Raw genomic sequence first — 15,571 nt, 5'->3', positions numbered from 1 at the left:
TCACAACTGGCGAGTGACGGACTCGGGTCCGGACGGTGCGCGGATAGCGGATATCGGGGCCGAACGGTGCGCGGACACCAGGTCCGGACGGTGCGGGGACACCGGGTCCGGACGGCGCACCGCCCGGACCCGGTGCCGGCGTGGCCGTCAGCGGCCCGTCGACGTCGCTCAGCAGCTGGACTTGCCCGAGTAGATCGCCAGTGCCGTGTTGGAGCCGAGGGTCGCGGTGAGCTGGCCCGAACCGTTCACCGTCACGGTCGTGTTGTTCTGCACGTTGCAGTACGTCCCCGCGGGCAGCGAGGTCTGGTACGTACGGGTCAGGGAGCCGGACTCGTGGTTGATGGCCACGTAGCCCTTGGCGCCCCGCCCGAAGGCGATGGCGTCGCCGCCGTTGTCCCACCAGTTGGTGACGGACTCGCCGCGGGTGGCGTTGCGGAAGGCGACCATGCGCTGGATCTCGGGCCAGGCGTGCTGGCACTTCCAGCCGTCCTGCCAGCAGGCGTTCACGGTGCCGCCGTTCGGCGGCCCGGCGTCCGTGTCGGAGAACTCGTAACCGGAGTTGATGTCGGGCGCGCCGTACGGCCAGGCGAGCATGAAGACGTTGGCCAGCGTGTAGTTGGCGTTGTCCTTGTAGCTGAGCGTGGAGCCGTTGCGCTCGGTGTCGTGGTTGTCGACGAAGACGCCCGCGACGGAGCTGCTCATATAACCCCAGCCCTCACCGTAGTTCTTGAGGTAGGCGAGGTTCTCGTTGTTGAAAACGCGCTTGAGGTCGTAGGCGTAGCGGAACTCCTGGACGTCGCCGTTGCGGGTGTACTCGGTGGGCTGCACCGCCTCCCCGCTGCCGTAGATGACCTCCTGCTTCCAGTACGCGTTCGGGTTGGTCAGCCGCGACTTGATGTTGGCGAGGTCGGCGGTGTCCATGTGCTTGGCCGCGTCGATACGGAAGCCGTCGACGCCGTAGCCGAGCAGGCTGTTCATGTAACCGGCGATCGCCGAACGGACGTACTCCTCACCGGTGTCCAGGTCGGCGAGACCGACGAGTTCGCAGTGCTGGACGTTCCAGCGGTCCTGGTAGTTGGTGATCTGCGCGGTGCAGTCGTCGAAGTCGTACGAGGAGTACAGGCCTGGGTAGTTGTACTTGCTGTACGAGGAGCCGCCCGTACCTGTGCCGCTGCCCGCCGACATGTGGTTGATGACCGTGTCGACGACGACCTTCACTCCGGCCGCGTGGCAGGTGTTGACCATGTTCCGGAACGCGTTCGCGTCACCGAGCCGTCCGGCGATCTTGTAGCTCACCGGCTGGTACGAGGTCCACCATTGGGAGCCCTGTATGTGCTCGGCGGGCGGGGAGACCTGGACGTAGCCGTACCCGGCGGGCCCGAGGGTGTTCGTGCACGCCTTCGCCACCGAGTCGAACTTCCACTCGAAGAGAACGGCAGTGACGTCCTTGCTGCCCGGCGGAGAGGCCTGAGCGGGAGTCGGGAACATGACAAGAGCGGCTGTCGCTGCGGCTGCGGTGAACGCGGCGAGGACGCCGGAGAGGGTTCTGCTGGCCATGTGGGGGTCCTTCTTCGTTGAAGGCGCCAAGGGGTGGCGTTGGGGGTGGCGCTGAAGGTTCTTGCAGAAAGACGACTGAAATATTTCAGTCGAGCCGACGGTACGAGTCCCTTATTCAACGGTCAACCCTCTGGGCGCAGTTGAAGGAACCCGGCGCGCCCGCAGCGGCTACCATCTGCCGATGCCTCGCAAAAACAAGGCACGGCGCCTCGTGGTCGACGGGCAGACCTTCCTGTGGTCGTTGAGCCACACCCACCGGGCATCAGGCGACGGCCGGTACGAGGACTGCTGCGAAACCGTCCTCATCCGTCTGTTCAAGGCGAGAGGGCGTCTCCGCATAGCCTTCCGGGCAGGCCCCGACAGACTCGTCCCGGACGGGTACCTCATGCCCTCAGGCGCGGTCGGCACCACCCTCGACAGAACCCTGAACCTCCACGAGCCGGGAACCGCCAGGGCCCTGCTTGACGAAGCCCTGTCCCGGGGATGGTGTCCCGACAGTCCCCTGACGGAAGAGGTCGAGGGCTGGACCCTTTTCGACGCCGTGGTCACACGCCGCGGGGCGGCCTCGCCCGACCGTGCGGGCGAGGCCGCACTGCACTGACGCCCCGCCCGCAAATGGCGGCCGCGAGGGCGCCCCTCGCCGGCTCGGAGGACGCTCAGTCGAGACAGAACTCGTTGCCCTCGATGTCCTGCATCACGATGCACGACTCATTGACGCCATCGGCACGCAGTAGCCGCACGCGCACCGCGCCGAGCGCGACCAGTCGTGCGCACTCGGCCTCAAGTATGGCGAGGCGCTCTTCACCTACGAGCCCGGTGCCGGCCCGCACGCAAAGATGCACCCGATTCTTGACGACCTTGCCTTCGGGAACGCGCTGAAAGAACAGTCGCGGGCCGACACCTGAGGGATCACTGCATGCGAACCATGAACCCTGATCCTCAGGAGAACGGGAGCGGTCGAAATCGTCCCAGGTGGCGAACCCCTCCGGTGGCGGCGGTACGGCGTACCCCAACACCTCGCACCAAAAACGAGCGACGCGCTCAGGTTCCGCGCAGTCGAAGGTGACCTGGAACTGCTTGACCGATGACATCGGCGCACCATAACAGGGGGACTCCGTTGCGGCGGCGAGGGCGGTCAGGAAGTCCAGGGCGTGCATGTACCCCTGTCGATCAGTTCGGGCACGGCACGACGGATCTGCCGTGTTCTACGGGGTGCCGTTGCCAGGCCGCACAATTCGGCTTCGCCCACGGGCACCGCCTCCGCGCTGTCCAGCGCGGCCAGCGTCCCGCGCAGGGCGCTCACCGCGGCCTTGTCACGGGCGCGCATCGCTTCCGGAAGGGTTGACGCATACGAATACGTAGGGACATGCCGGGACCCTACGACCGTGCTCATGGCCCACAACGGGTTATCCCTACAGCACCAGGTTTCCCGCAAACCCGAAACGCTCAGCTCCGGCAACCCATGTGCGCACCTCACGAACCATGCATCGGCCTGGCCGACGAACTGCTCGCTGTGTGGGGTGCCCCCGAGGACGCCGCGAATTGCGTAAGGCCGGTGTCCGCCAATGACTCACTCCACGCAGTGCACTGATCCGCGAGATGCCACGCGATAAGCCGGACGATACGGTGGAAGAAGCATCAAGCTCCACGAAATGCCTCGGATAGCGAACGCATGCATTGCCCACGTGGGGGATATGCGCACGATGTGACGGAGCAAGGCAATCGCCCTGGGTGCTCTATGCGTCCAGTGCTGCGGGTAGCGGAGCCGTCACGTCCCACCGGCCGCACTGATAGCGTCCAAAGCAGGTTGAATGATGGACCGAACTCGTCGTCTCGCAGCACTCGCGTTCCTGGTCGCCCCCGCGCTCACGGTGGGCCCCGCGATGGCCGCACATGCTTCTGCCACCATCGCTCCCGGCGCCGCGTCCCGCGCGACGTGCCATGTCGAAACAGAGTCGAACGGCAAGTACCACCTCTGGGGTGTGGGATTCCCCAGCCACACGAAGGTGACCTACTCGGGGTCCGCCTCGGGCACAGTCTCCACGGACAAGTCGGGAAGGTTCGACATCGGCGGTCTCAGCGGGAGCAAGTTCGTCGTCAAGACGAGCGACGGAAAGACCAAGCTCACCTGCACCGAGGTCCACCACTGAGTGTCCCGCGCGGGTGGTGGCATGGGTGGCCGAGACTGTGCAGGGCTCCCTCCGAAGGAGGGCGAGCTGGGTTGCGATGCGGTCCTGGCAGAGCCAGACCCATGCATCGTCGCGCGCCCGCCGCAGGGCCCGCCGCCCCGAACCGGGCGGCGGGCCCTGAAACACCTCGCCACCCTTCGGGCGGGCACCGCCGAGCCAGTTCGGGCCGACATCCCCAGCACGCAAGATCACCTCGTGGATCATGCGGCCCCGCGAAACGCTCACCGAGAGCCAGGACAAACGGCTCCTGGAGGTCCGGCTCGCCTGCCCGGACATCACCCGGGCCTGCGACCTCGCCCGCGCTTTCGCCGACCTGATGCGTCATCGGCGCGGATACCTGCTGCTGGAGTGGATCCGGCAGGCCGAACAAGACGCGCCGAGACCGATGCAGGGCTTCGTCGGCTTCCTCCGCCACGATCTCGACGCCGTCACTGCCGGACTCACCCTCCCGTGGAGTTCGGGCGTCGTAGAAGGCCACGAGCACCGGCTGAAAACGCTTAAGCGAGCCATGTATGGCCGAGCCTCGTCCGAACTCCTCCGGGCCCGCATCCTCACCCAGCCGTGATCTAGGTACGGGTACTCAGGTGCTCGTCAGCGCCCGGAGCGAGTATGACCTAAATGAAGCGGAGAAACACCATTGCGGTGCTCGGTCTTTTACCCATCAACATCCTGGTTGTGGGCTACGGGCTGCTGGCGGTTGGGATGACGGGGTGGGGGGCGACCTGGAACGAGGATCCCTACGAGCCGCCGCTGGCGGAGCTGGGCGCGGCGTGCGGTGCGGTTGCAATCATCGGCGGTGCCCTTTGGTGGGCCCGGCTGCGGCGAGCTGCAGCATTTCAAGCGATACCGCTGCTTGTGCTGGCCGCGCTCATGATCTGAAAACCGCAGTGCCGGACTCTTCACGCAACCGCGGCCAGAGCCTTGGAAATCCCCACCCACCCGTCGCCGTCACGCACACCCCCCTCATGCGGTCCTGACCGGTGCGGCACAATCGCGGTCAACTAGGCAGGCAACAGTGGGGGGGGACGTGGCGCGTTTTGGCTGGCGAAGCCAACGTAAGGGCATACCGAACGAGCCGGCGCTGTTGGCTGCGGCTGCTGAGAATCCGGGTGGCAGCGTCGCCGAGATCGATCCGACGTATATCGACGACCCGAACGGCTACGTACCTCCCGAGGCGATCCGCGGTGCGTGGTTGGTGGATGGCAGCGGGAAACTGACAGGTGAGTACCAGGAGAATCCCCGGCACGGGGTGCCACAGGACGACTTCAGCAAGCTCACTCACCCTGATCACTGGCTTGGCTGGCTCGGCGATGATCCCGCGACCGCCATCCGGCAGGGCATCGAGGAGTCCTTGCGCGCCCAGGTGGCAGACGCAGTGCTCGAGTGGGTCAAGATCCTTGAAACGCCCCGGTTTCTCACGGGTGGGCGTCGACACTCTGAGGACGAACAGGTCATGTTGGTCACCCGCGCGGCACTCGCCGCGCCGTTTGCGTTGTCCGTGCGCACCACGCAGCAAGGGCGTTCCATCCTCCTGGGGGTGTTCTCGTGGGCGGCGGTGAACCTCTCACCGCCCGGAGTCCGCAAGGATCGGCACTGGTTTGACCTGGGCGCCGGGCTGGACTGGGCCGGTGAACGGCTTCAAGAGCGGATCTACGAGATTGACGGTGAGGACGGCACCGCCGAGCGGTAGAGCGGCAATGCCATTCCGTACCGGCGGTCAGAGCGGATACATGAAGCCGTAGGCGCCCTTGACGGGAGGAGGCGTCCAAACCCTCAACTGGCGGGCGGATTCGGGCCCCTCCGTTCACTGCGCAACCAAAGTGGGGAACGCGAGCAGCCCCGGGGAACTTCAGGGCTCTGCCCGCAGTTCCGTGAAACTCCAGATCGGCGGCTGGAGACGACCGCCCATAGGCGACGGACCTTCTGGTGGTGGGATGTCCTGGTGTTCTACGAAGACCTCAGCACCTACAGCTACTCCGATGACGGAGACATCTTCACCGACTGCACCACCGGCATGCGCTTTGTCAGCTTTCAGCCCGCCTACGAGCGGCTCAACGTGGGCTGGTTGGAGGCCGCTCGGCCCTGGACGCAAGGGACGGCCCCCGACGGCTTCACCGACAAGCTGCTGGAAATCCTGGCTGCGCAGGAGGTGAACTCCATGCTGGGCCTCCACTATTGCGGCCTCTGCCCAACGCTGCTGGACGGCTCCCACCAGCCAGGGAGCAGCCGTGCCAGTGCAGGCACCGGCGAGATCCGTGTTCCGGGCCCGCCCGGCATCGCCTTCGCCGCTCCGCAGCTGATCGGACACTACGTAGCAGACCACGGCTACCTGCCACCTCAAGGATTCATCGACACCGTCTTCGCCTTTGATCTGCGGGGGACATCCTCCACTTCGTACCCCTGGATCAGGTTCCCCTGGATTCCCGATGGTGCCGACTTGTACGACGCCAGGTTCGAGTGACGCTGACTACTCGGCGGCGGCCATGGACGTCAGGAACTGCGGCCAGAGCCCTGAAAAGCAACAGAAGAGCGCTGCGAGACCGGCCCCTTGACGGTCCCTCAGCCCGTCGTCCACGACACAGTCGTATCCCCGCCACCTTCGCCTCGTCGTCCCCCCGACGCGACGGTCACCTCACCACTGGCGACCAGGACGCGCCTGGTCGGGCTGTTCACGGCGCACGGCGAGCATGGTGCGGTAGAGGTCCAGCGTCGAGTCCGGCTCGCCCGTCTGCACCTCGACACTCAGCTCGCGCCAGCCCTCCGGCTGCGGCAGCCAGGAGCCACCAGCGGCGCCCCTCACCGGCCCCGGTGACCTGAGTCAGTCGAAGAGAGCAACGACTCCATTCACCCAGATCGCGAGGAACGCAAGGGCCCCCACCAGGCAGCCGACGCCCGCCAGGACACCGCTGACCGACCACGGCTCGGAGGGCGCCTCGTACTCCTCCTCCAGGCCGTCCCGGTAGGAGGCGGGGTCGTCCCAGTCGACGGGGTGCCCCAGCTTCTCGGCGCAGGCGGTCCGCACCGCGACCAGCTGCCCCTCCGCAAAGGCGGTGGCAGCCGTCGCCTCGGGGCCGCGCCAGGCGAGGGCCTTCATCCGCCACCCGGGAGACCCGTACCGCGCCTCGAAGGCGGCGGTCTCGTCGGCGTTGCGGTCCTCTTCAATGTACATCCAGCGTCCAGCCTCGGCGGCGTCGCCGTAGAGCCGGTACACCTCGGCCAGACGCCGGCGGAGCGTCAGGTCGTACGGGAAGGACGAGACGAGACCACGCAAACGCTGGCGTGCGACGGGAACCCGGCCAGCGGCCAGGTCTGCATCGACTAGGGCAAGGGTCTCTCTCCGGGGCATGAACGCATGATCGGGTACCGCACTGATCTACGTCGACCTGGTTTTGTTGCTCAGCAGCCGCTCGCTCCCAACGGCACCGGCTGAACCTCACTGAGACGGGGCACCGCCACTTACGGAACAGCCCTTAGACATCGGTCGTGTGCGGCTTGAAGTTGTATGCGCATGCGAGGAGTTCGGTGCCCTCGCGGTGTGCGGGCGTCAGGAAGATCACCGGACGGATGGTCCATGTGATGCGGGTGGTGGCGTGGGTGGCTGAGACCGTGCGGGGCTCCCTCCGAAGGAGGGCCAGTCGGGTTGCGATGCGGTCCTGGTAGAGCCAGACCCATGCATCGTCGCGCGCCCGGAGCAGGGTCCGCCGACCCGAACCGGGCGGCGGACCCTGAAGGGCAACCGAAGGTGGCTGCGAGAGATACCCCTTGATGAACCCTCAGTCCACCGCCCACCACACAGTCGTATCCCCCGCCACCTTCGCCTCATCGTCCCCCGACGCGACGGTCACCTCGCCACTCGCGACCAGGACGCGCCCGTACGCCGGGATCCGTACCGTCTCGCCCGTCGTGTTCGCGACGCACACGAAGCCGCCGCGGCGGAAGGCGAGGACGCCCTCGGGGGCCTTCAGCCAGTCCACCGAGTCGCCCGCGCCCAGGTCGGGCTGTTCGCGGCGGACGGCGAGCATGGTGCGGTAGAGCTCCAGGGTCGAGCCCGGCTCACCCGTTTGCGCCTCCACACTCATGTCGCCCCAGCCCGCAGGCTGCGGAAGCCACGAACCCCCCGTTCCGAAGCCGTACGACGAGCCCTCGCGCGTCCACGGGATCGGCACCCGGCAGCCGTCGCGGAAGCCGTCCTGTCCGGCGCCCCGGAAGTACGCGGGGTCCTGGCGCACCTCGTCCGGCAGGTCCACCACGTCGGGCAGGCCCAGTTCCTCGCCCTGGTAGATGTATGCCGAGCCGGGCAGGGCCAGCATCAGCAGCGTGGCCGCGCGTGCCCTGCGCAGGCCCAGCTCACGGTCGCCCGCCGAGCGGATCTGCGTGCCGAGGCCCGCCTCGTTGGCGAAGCGCGTGGCGTGGCGGGTGACGTCGTGGTTCGACAGCACCCAGGTGGCGGGGGCGCCGACCGGGCGCATCGAGTCCAGGGTGCGGTCGATGACGGAGCGGAGCTCGGCGGCGTCCCAGTGGGTGCTCAGGTACTGGAAGTTGAATGCCTGGTGCAGTTCGTCGGGGCGTACGTAGTTCGCGGTGCGCTCGACCGTCGGGGTCCACGCCTCCGCCACGAAGACGCGCTCTCCCGCGTACTCGTCCAGGACCAGCCGCCACTGACGGTAGATCTCGTGCACACCGTCCTGGTCGAAGAACGGCATGACATCGTTGCCCAGCAGCTTCACCTGCTCGTGGCCTCCGATGTCCGGCAGTCCGGCCTCCTTCACCAGGCCGTGGGCGACGTCGATACGGAAGCCGTCGACGCCCATGTCCAGCCAGAAGCGGAGGATCGAGCGGAACTCGTCGCCGACCGCCGGGTGGTCCCAGTTGAAGTCGGGCTGCTCGGGCGCGAAGAGGTGCAGGTACCACTCGCCGGGCGTGCCGTCCGGTTCGGTGACGCGTGTCCACGCCGGGCCGCCGAAGATGGACTCCCAGTCGTTGGGCGGGAGCTCGCCGGCCGCTCCCTTGCCGGGGCGGAAGTGGTAGCGCTCCCGCAGCGGGGAGCCGGGGCCGTCCGCGAGCGCCCGCTTGAACCACTCGTGCTGGTCGGAGGAGTGGTTGGGGACCAGGTCGACGATGATCCTCAGGCCCAGCGCGTGGGCGTCGCGGATCAGGGCGTCGGCGTCGAGGAGGTTGCCGAACATGGGGTCCACGGCGCGGTAGTCGGCCACGTCGTAGCCGGCGTCGGCCTGCGGCGAGGAGTAGAAGGGGGACAGCCAGACGGCGTCCACACCCAGGTCACGCAGGTACGGCAGGCGGGAGCGTACGCCCTCCAGGTCGCCCATGCCGTCGCCGTCGCTGTCGGCGAAGCTGCGCGGGTACACCTGGTAGATCACCGCGTCGCGCCACCAGTCGCGGTGTCCGGCGACGGTGGCGAGGGCTGTCGTCGAGGAGAGGGCCGGGGACGGGGCAGGGTCGGCGGAGTGCTGGCTCATATCGTCCTTGTGCGTAGTCGAGGTCGGGTTCGGGTCATCGGGGTCTCGGGGCGGGGTGACCGGGCGGCAAGGCACCGGCAAGGCACGCGGGAGTCGGTCCGGGGAGCGTCAGCCCTTCGTGCCGCCCGCCGTCAGCCCCGTCACCAGGTTCTTCTGCACGAGGTAGAAGAACGCCGAGACGGGAACGGCGACCAGCACGGCTGTCGCGGCCATGTACTGGCGCTGTGCGTCGTGCTCGCTGACGAAGCTCTGCAGACCGACCGCGAAGGTGTACTTCGTGTCGGACAGCATGAACGTCGAGGCGAAGGCGACCTCACCGAACGCGGTGATGAAGCTGTAGAACGCGGCGACCGCCAGGCCCGGTTTGGCCAGCGGCAGGATCAGCCGCGCGAACGTGCCGAAGGGGGTCAGCCCGTCGACGCGTCCCGCCTCGTCGATCTCGAACGGGATCGTGTCGAAGTAGCCCTTGAGGAGCCAGGCGCAGTACGGCACGGCGGTCGAGCAGTAGACGAGGACGAGGCCAAGGTAACTGTCGATGAGCTGGAGTTCCGACAGAATCTGGTACATCGGCACGATCAGTACGGCGATCGGGAACATCTGGGTCACCAGCAGTACCCACATGAACTTCTTGTAACCCGGAAAGCGCATGCGCGAGACGGCGTAGCCGGTCGTCGCGGCGACCAGGACACCGATCACCGTGGTGCCGAGCGAGACGATGAGCGTGCTCGTCAGCCAGTCGAAGAACTTCGTCTCCTGGAGCACGAAGACGTAGTTGTCGAGCGTCATCTTCCCGAAGATCCGCCCCGGGTGGAGGTAGTCGTCCTTGTCCGGGCCGAGGGACAGGAAGACCAGCCAGGCGACCGGGAAGAGCGCGATGAGGCTCGCGACGACGAGGACGCCGTGCGTGGCGAGCCGGGCACCGGGGCTCTGCTCACCGCGCCGGCGCGCCTTGCGCGGCGCGGCGGTGGAGGAGGCCCGGTCCGCCGCGGAGGAGGTCTTGAGGGTCGTGGTGCTCATGGGGGGCTCCTGCCTCAGTTCGCGAGCTGCGGCTCGTCGCGGTTCAGCCAGCGGCGGTAGAAGGCGGTGAAGACGACCAGGACGGAGAGGAGCAGCATGCCGTACGCGGCCGACTGCGCGAAGTCGCGCGGCTGCTGACCGAAGCCCAGGTAGTACGCCCAGGTCACGAGGATGTCGGCGTCCGGGGCGGTACCGCCGAACAGCAGGAAGATGATCGCGAACTGGTTGAAGGTCCAGATCACGCCGAGCAGTACGACGGTGGAGCTGACGGACCTCAGACCCGGCAGGGTGACGAACCGGAACCGCTGCCAGGCGCTCGCGCCGTCCATCTCGGCGGCCTCGTAGAGGGACGTGTCGATGGACTGCAGTCCGCCGAGCAGCGAGAGCATCATGAACGGCACACCGCACCAGGTGTTGACCATGATCGCGGCGAACCGCTGCCAGAAGGTGTCCTCCAGCCACAGGGGTGTCGGCAGGTGGAGGGCGTCGAGGGCCGAGTTGATGAGGCCGGTGTCGGCCAGCATGAAACGCCAGCCGAAGACGGTGACGAAGGTGGGCACGGCCCACGGCAGGACCAGGACGAGGCGGTAGAGGGTCCGGCCGCGGATCCGCTGGTTGAGCAGCAGCGCGAGGCCGAGGCCGATGACGTAGTGGAGCGTCACACAGGCGGCCGTCCAGACGATCGTCCAGATGAAGTGCGACCAGAACCGGTCGTACGCGGTGTCGCCCCACAGGATGTCGGCGTAGTTGTCGAGGCCGATGAACGTGTAGGTGGCCTCGATCCGGTTGACGCCGATGGTACGGGCCGAGTTGAGGCTGTCGGCGTCGGTGAGCGACAGGTAGAAGCCGTACACCAGGGGATAGAGCACGAGGACGCCGAGCACGAGGGCCACGGGGGCGATCATGGCGTACGCGTACCAGTACTTCTGGTACGTGTGCTTCAGACGCGTCAGCGGACCGGGGCGCGGCGTCCGCTCACCGCGGCGCTTGCCGGTCGCGCGGTCGATGGCGACTGTCATGGGTTCGACACCTTCTGGAAGATCCGGGCACTGATCTACGGCGCTGCCGGCCTGCGGAGTTGCTGGTCTACGGCGCTGCGGAGCACCTGGGTACAGGCCGGTGACCGCCGGGTCCGTCCCCCGCAATCAGGCGGACCCGGCGGCCGTTCGGAGAGTCACTTGCTGAAGTCGGGGACCAGCTTCGCGATCGCGGTCTCGGCGTTGCCCAGGCCCTTGTCGAGGGACTCCTTGCCACCGGCGATCTGGTTCAGCTCGGTGTCGAGGGGGCCCCAGAGGGAGCTGTACTCGGGCAGGGCCGGGCGCGGCTGGGCGGCGGGGAGGACGGCCTGGTAGCCGGCGATGCCCGGGTCGGCCTTGACCTCGGCGGTGTAGGCGTCGTCGCGCGTGGGGAGCGTGGAGTTCTTCAGGGCGATGGTCTCCTGGGCCTTCGCCGAGGTCATGAACTTCACCAACTTCAGCGCGGCCTGCTGGTGGGCCTTGTCCGAGCCCGCGTACACGGAGAGGTTGTGGCCGCCGGTCGGGGCGCCCGCCTTGCCGGTGGAGCCGGCCGGGACGGTGGCGATGCCGAGGTTGGCCTTGTCCTTGAAGGCCGAGCCCTTGTAGAAGTTCGTGATCTCCCAGGGGCCCTGGATGATCGAGGCGACCTTGCCGCTGACGAACGCCTCCTGGATGTGGGCGTAGGCGTCGGCGGTGGTGTCGGCCTTGTGCAGGCCCTTGCCGTCGAAGAGGCCCTGCCAGGTCTCGTAGCCCTTCTTGGCTGCGGGCGAGGTGACGGTGATCTTCTTGGCGTCGGCGTCGACGGTGTCGGTGCCCTCGCCGTAGAGGAAGGACTGTGCGTAGTAGGCCTGGGTGGAGCCCCAGTACCCGTCGACACCGGTCTTGTCCTTGATCGTGGCGGCGGCCTTCTTCAGGTCGTCCCAGGTCTTGGGGGCTTCCTTGATGCCGGCCTCCTCGAAGAGGGCCTTGTTGTAGACGAGCGCGAGGGTGTCGGTGGTGAACGGGACGCCGTACGTCTTGCCCTCGTACGTGGCCTGCTCGATCAGGCTGGCCTGGAACTTGCTCCGGTCGGCGAGGGCCTCGGTGCCGTCCAGCGGCAGGAAGAAGCCCTTCTTGGCGAAGGCGGGCGTCCAGCCGACCTCGGAGCGCAGCACGTCGGGGGCGCCCTTGGAGCCGGCGGCCGTGTCGAACTTGTTCTGCGCCTGGTCGAAGGGGACGTTGACGAACTCGACCTTGATGTCCTTGTTGGCCTTCTCGAACTCCTTGACCAGGGCCTTGTACGTCGGCGCCTCATTGGTGGCGTTGGAGGTGTCCCACCAGGTGATGGTGACCGGACCGTCGGCGTCGCCGCCGCTGTCGGTTCCGCCGCAGGCCGTCGCCGCCAGGGCGAGGGACGCCACCAGCGCGGTGGCCGCTATGCCACGCCGCATGAGTTCTCCTTGAGGGTGAGGTCCCCCCGTTCGTCATCGAGGGAGGGGGGAGGCCGCCGGGCGACGTGAACGTAACAGCGTTGCAATCGCCGCGAAAGACCTTGCAGCAAAAAAGTGCAAGGGATCGCGAGAGTTACCTGCGCGTGACCCGCGATCGACCGCTTCGAGACCGGGATTCCGCGGGCTCGGCGGGTTCTCGGCCACTTGTGCAAGGCGCTGCAAGCACTTGCCATACGTTTCCGAGGCGAGGATCATCCGTTGCGGACCGGACCACGACCAGAATCACGAGGACCGCGATGACGCAGCAGCCCGCAGCGGGCCGCACACCCGCCCGCACCCGGCGCCGGGCCGGTGGGCAAGCGGAGACCCGGCCGGTACAGTCCGGTGCTGTGACCACACGGCTTGCCGACATCGCGGCCCAGGCGGGGGTCAGCGAGGCGACGGTCAGTCGCGTCCTGAACGGGAAGCCGGGCGTCGCCGCGACCACCCGCCAGTCCGTGCTCGCCGCGCTCGACGTCCTGGGCTACGAGCGGCCCGTGCGGCTGCGGCAGCGCAGCGCCGGCCTGGTGGGCCTGATCACCCCCGAGTTGGAGAACCCGATATTCCCGGCGCTGGCCCAGGTCATCGGCCAGGCACTGACCCGGCAGGGCTACACCCCGGTGCTGGCCACCCAGACACCCGGCGGCTCCACCGAGGACGAGCTGACGGAGATGCTGGTGGACCGCGGGGTCGCCGGGATCATCTACGTCTCGGGACTGCACGCGGACACGACCGCCGACACGCAGCGCTACGAGCAACTGCGCGCCCAGGGCGTCCCCTTCGTCCTCGTCGACGGCTTCTCGCCGAAGGTCCAGGCCCCCTTCATCTCGCCGGACGACCGCGCGGCCATGACCCTCGCGGTCACCCACCTCGTCTCCCTCGGCCACACCCGTATCGGCCTCGCCCTGGGACCGAAGCGCTTCGTGCCGGTGCAACGCAAGATCGAGGGCTTCGTACGCACGATGCAGGACCAGCTGGGCCTGCCGTCGGAGACCATCGAGACAGAACTCGTCCAGCACTCGCTGTACACCCTGGAGGGCGGCCAGGCAGCGGCGACCGCGCTCATCGACCGGGACTGCACGGCGGTGGTGTGCGCGAGCGACATGATGGCGCTGGGTGCGATACGGGCGGCGCGGCAGCGGGGCCTGGAGGTGCCGCGGGACGTCTCGGTCGTCGGCTTCGACGACTCCCCTCTGATCGCCTTCACGGACCCGCCGCTGACCACGATCCGCAAGCCGGTCCCGGCCATGGGCCAGGCCGCCGTCCGCACGCTCCTGGAGGAGATCGGCGGGACACCGGCACCCCACAGTGAGTTCGTGTTCATGCCGGAACTGGTGGTGCGCGGTTCGACCGCTTCGGCCCCTGGGGACCGGTCTCGTCCCTAGGTTGGAGGACCGAGGGGCCGCACCGGTACGCAGGCAGGAGGCGTCCACAGCCGTCTACGACGAACACCGTGCGTCCAGGACCCGACCAGCGGATGATCTGCAGGAGAAGTCTCTTCTGGCAGACTCTCTGCCCATGGGTGACACGACCGTGACGACACCGAGTGGCCGGCAGTCGGCCGCTCGACGCCCCGTCGCGGACGAGCCGGCGGAACAGTCCGTTCTCTCTCGCTTGCGCACCCCTCGCCGCCCCCGCTTCTGGTTCGAGATCCTGCTGATCGCGGTGAGCTACTGGACGTACTCACTGATCCGCAACGCGGTGCCGGAGCAGAAGCAGCAGGCCCTCAGCAACGCCGACTGGATCTGGAAGGTGGAGCAACGCCTCGGGATCGCGGTCGAGGACTCGGTGAACCACGCCGTGAACTCGGTGAAGTGGCTGGTCGTCGGCATGAACTACTACTACGCGACCCTGCACTTCGTGGTGACGCTGGGCGTCCTGGTCTGGCTCTACCGCCGTCACCCCGGTCGTTACGCGGGCACGCGCCTGGTGCTCTTCGCGACGACGGCCGTGGCCCTGGTCGGCTACTACTTCTACCCACTGGCCCCGCCCCGCCTGATGACGAACGGCGGCTTCGTCGACACCGTCCTCGTCCACCAGACCTGGGGCTCCATGGCCTCCGGGGACCTGAAACACATGTCGAACCAGTACGCCGCGATGCCCTCCATGCACATCGGCTGGTCCGCGTGGTGCGGGCTGACGATCTACGCGCTCGCCTCGGTCCCCTGGGCCCGCGTCCTGGCCCTCCTTTACCCGGCGACCACCCTCGTCGTCATCGTCGCCACCGCCAACCACTTCTGGCTCGACGCGGTCGGCGGCCTGCTCTGCCTCACCTTCGGCTACCTGGTGGCCCGCGTCTGGTACGGGGCGGTGCCGCTTTCGCTGCCGGTTCCCTCCGGGGGTGTGGCCGGTCGGTCTCGTCTGCCGGGATCTGCCAGTGATCGACTGCGGGTCCGTGGTGGCTGGTCGCGCCCGCGCGGCGGAGCCGCAAAGTGAACACAGCCCCGCGCCCCTGAAAAGCACGGGCGCACCCGAGCCCGAGCCCGCACCCCACCCCGACCGCACCGCCCACGCACCAGCAGCCATACCCGCAGCCGCAGCCATACCTACACCCGCCCACGCACCGCCAGCCGTGTCCGCACCCCGACCGCACCGGCAGCCATGCCCAGCCCCCGACGCACCGGCAGACGCGTACGCGCGGCAGGGGGTGTGCCGGGAGGTGTCCGCCCGCAGCGGCCGGCGCCCGCCGCCGAGCACATCCCACCCCACAGAACCGCCGGACCGAGGACGGAGACCTCCCGGCGCGCACCCGACCCACGACGAAACCGCAGGCGCCCAAGCCACGACGGCGGGAAAGCCGCCCACGGGCCCCGAACACCCCAACCTGCAAGCCGCCCCAACCGCCG

General features: G+C 67.9%; 16 protein-coding genes. 8 read left to right on the top strand and 8 right to left on the bottom strand.

Annotated elements, in window-relative coordinates; translation table 11 throughout:
* Window positions 1–168: 168 nt before the first annotated feature.
* On the bottom strand, window positions 169–1,557 hold the full coding sequence (locus tag E0500_RS31775; RefSeq protein ID WP_131559156.1) for an alpha-amylase family protein: 1,389 nt from the start codon (window positions 1,555–1,557) through the stop codon (window positions 169–171).
* Between the two features lie 181 nt (window positions 1,558–1,738).
* On the opposite strand from E0500_RS31775, the gene E0500_RS31770 reads away from it, so the two are divergent.
* A complete protein-coding gene (locus E0500_RS31770; RefSeq protein ID WP_131559154.1) occupies window positions 1,739–2,158 on the top strand; it encodes a hypothetical protein in 420 nt (139 codons plus the stop codon).
* A 55-nt stretch (window positions 2,159–2,213) separates the two neighbouring features.
* Here the strand turns inward: E0500_RS31770 and E0500_RS31765 are convergent, their stop codons facing one another.
* Window positions 2,214–2,648, bottom strand: coding sequence for a VOC family protein (locus E0500_RS31765; protein WP_131559178.1), 435 nt, complete (start codon window positions 2,646–2,648; stop codon window positions 2,214–2,216).
* 720 nt (window positions 2,649–3,368) lie between these two features.
* Between E0500_RS31765 and E0500_RS31760 the strand changes: the two genes are divergently transcribed.
* The 5 genes from E0500_RS31760 (at window position 3,369) to E0500_RS31740 (ending at window position 6,207) form a co-directional block, all read left to right on the top strand.
* Window positions 3,369–3,707 (top strand): hypothetical protein, encoded by a 339-nt coding sequence (locus E0500_RS31760; protein WP_131559150.1) that lies wholly within the window; start codon window positions 3,369–3,371, stop codon window positions 3,705–3,707.
* A 241-nt stretch (window positions 3,708–3,948) separates the two neighbouring features.
* Window positions 3,949–4,311 (top strand): transposase, encoded by a 363-nt coding sequence (locus E0500_RS31755; RefSeq protein WP_131559148.1) that lies wholly within the window; start codon window positions 3,949–3,951, stop codon window positions 4,309–4,311.
* Between the two features lie 53 nt (window positions 4,312–4,364).
* Window positions 4,365–4,625 (top strand): hypothetical protein, encoded by a 261-nt coding sequence (locus E0500_RS31750; protein WP_131559146.1) that lies wholly within the window; start codon window positions 4,365–4,367, stop codon window positions 4,623–4,625.
* Between the two features lie 148 nt (window positions 4,626–4,773).
* Window positions 4,774–5,436, top strand: coding sequence for a hypothetical protein (locus E0500_RS31745; RefSeq protein ID WP_131559144.1), 663 nt, complete (start codon window positions 4,774–4,776; stop codon window positions 5,434–5,436).
* A 252-nt stretch (window positions 5,437–5,688) separates the two neighbouring features.
* The gene (locus E0500_RS31740) at window positions 5,689–6,207 is read left to right on the top strand and encodes a hypothetical protein (protein ID WP_131559142.1); all 519 of its coding nucleotides are present in this window, start codon (window positions 5,689–5,691) and stop codon (window positions 6,205–6,207) included.
* 171 nt (window positions 6,208–6,378) lie between these two features.
* Here E0500_RS31740 and E0500_RS31735 read toward each other — a convergent pair whose 3' ends face one another.
* From E0500_RS31735 to E0500_RS31710, 6 genes are all read right to left on the bottom strand, one after another.
* Window positions 6,379–6,546, bottom strand: coding sequence for a hypothetical protein (locus E0500_RS31735; protein WP_165934854.1), 168 nt, complete (start codon window positions 6,544–6,546; stop codon window positions 6,379–6,381).
* A gap of 18 nt (window positions 6,547–6,564) precedes the next feature.
* Window positions 6,565–7,092 (bottom strand): DUF6584 family protein, encoded by a 528-nt coding sequence (locus E0500_RS31730; RefSeq protein WP_131559140.1) that lies wholly within the window; start codon window positions 7,090–7,092, stop codon window positions 6,565–6,567.
* Window positions 7,093–7,519: 427 nt separating this feature from the next.
* Window positions 7,520–9,223, bottom strand: a complete 1,704-nt coding sequence (locus E0500_RS31725) for an alpha-amylase family glycosyl hydrolase (protein WP_131559138.1) — start codon at window positions 9,221–9,223, stop codon at window positions 7,520–7,522.
* Between the two features lie 108 nt (window positions 9,224–9,331).
* Window positions 9,332–10,240, bottom strand: coding sequence for a sugar ABC transporter permease (locus E0500_RS31720; RefSeq protein ID WP_131559136.1), 909 nt, complete (start codon window positions 10,238–10,240; stop codon window positions 9,332–9,334).
* A gap of 14 nt (window positions 10,241–10,254) precedes the next feature.
* Window positions 10,255–11,259 carry a carbohydrate ABC transporter permease gene (locus E0500_RS31715; RefSeq protein WP_131559134.1) on the bottom strand — a complete coding sequence of 335 codons (1,005 nt, stop codon included), beginning with the start codon at window positions 11,257–11,259 and terminating at the stop codon, window positions 10,255–10,257.
* 155 nt (window positions 11,260–11,414) lie between these two features.
* Window positions 11,415–12,686, bottom strand: a complete 1,272-nt coding sequence (locus E0500_RS31710) for an extracellular solute-binding protein (protein ID WP_131559132.1) — start codon at window positions 12,684–12,686, stop codon at window positions 11,415–11,417.
* Window positions 12,687–13,075: 389 nt separating this feature from the next.
* Between E0500_RS31710 and E0500_RS31705 the strand changes: the two genes are divergently transcribed.
* Window positions 13,076–14,110, top strand: a complete 1,035-nt coding sequence (locus E0500_RS31705; protein WP_309505262.1) for a LacI family DNA-binding transcriptional regulator — start codon at window positions 13,076–13,078, stop codon at window positions 14,108–14,110.
* Between the two features lie 133 nt (window positions 14,111–14,243).
* Complete coding sequence (locus E0500_RS31700) at window positions 14,244–15,161, top strand: phosphatase PAP2 family protein (RefSeq protein WP_131559129.1); 918 nt, start codon at window positions 14,244–14,246, stop codon at window positions 15,159–15,161.
* Window positions 15,162–15,571 lie beyond the last annotated feature (410 nt).

Source organism: Streptomyces sp. KM273126, from assembly GCF_004337435.2.
In the GTDB taxonomy this organism is placed as follows: domain Bacteria; phylum Actinomycetota; class Actinomycetes; order Streptomycetales; family Streptomycetaceae; genus Streptomyces; species Streptomyces acidicola.
Note: the sequence above shows the minus strand (reverse complement) of the source record. Positions and strands in the feature narration are given on the sequence as shown.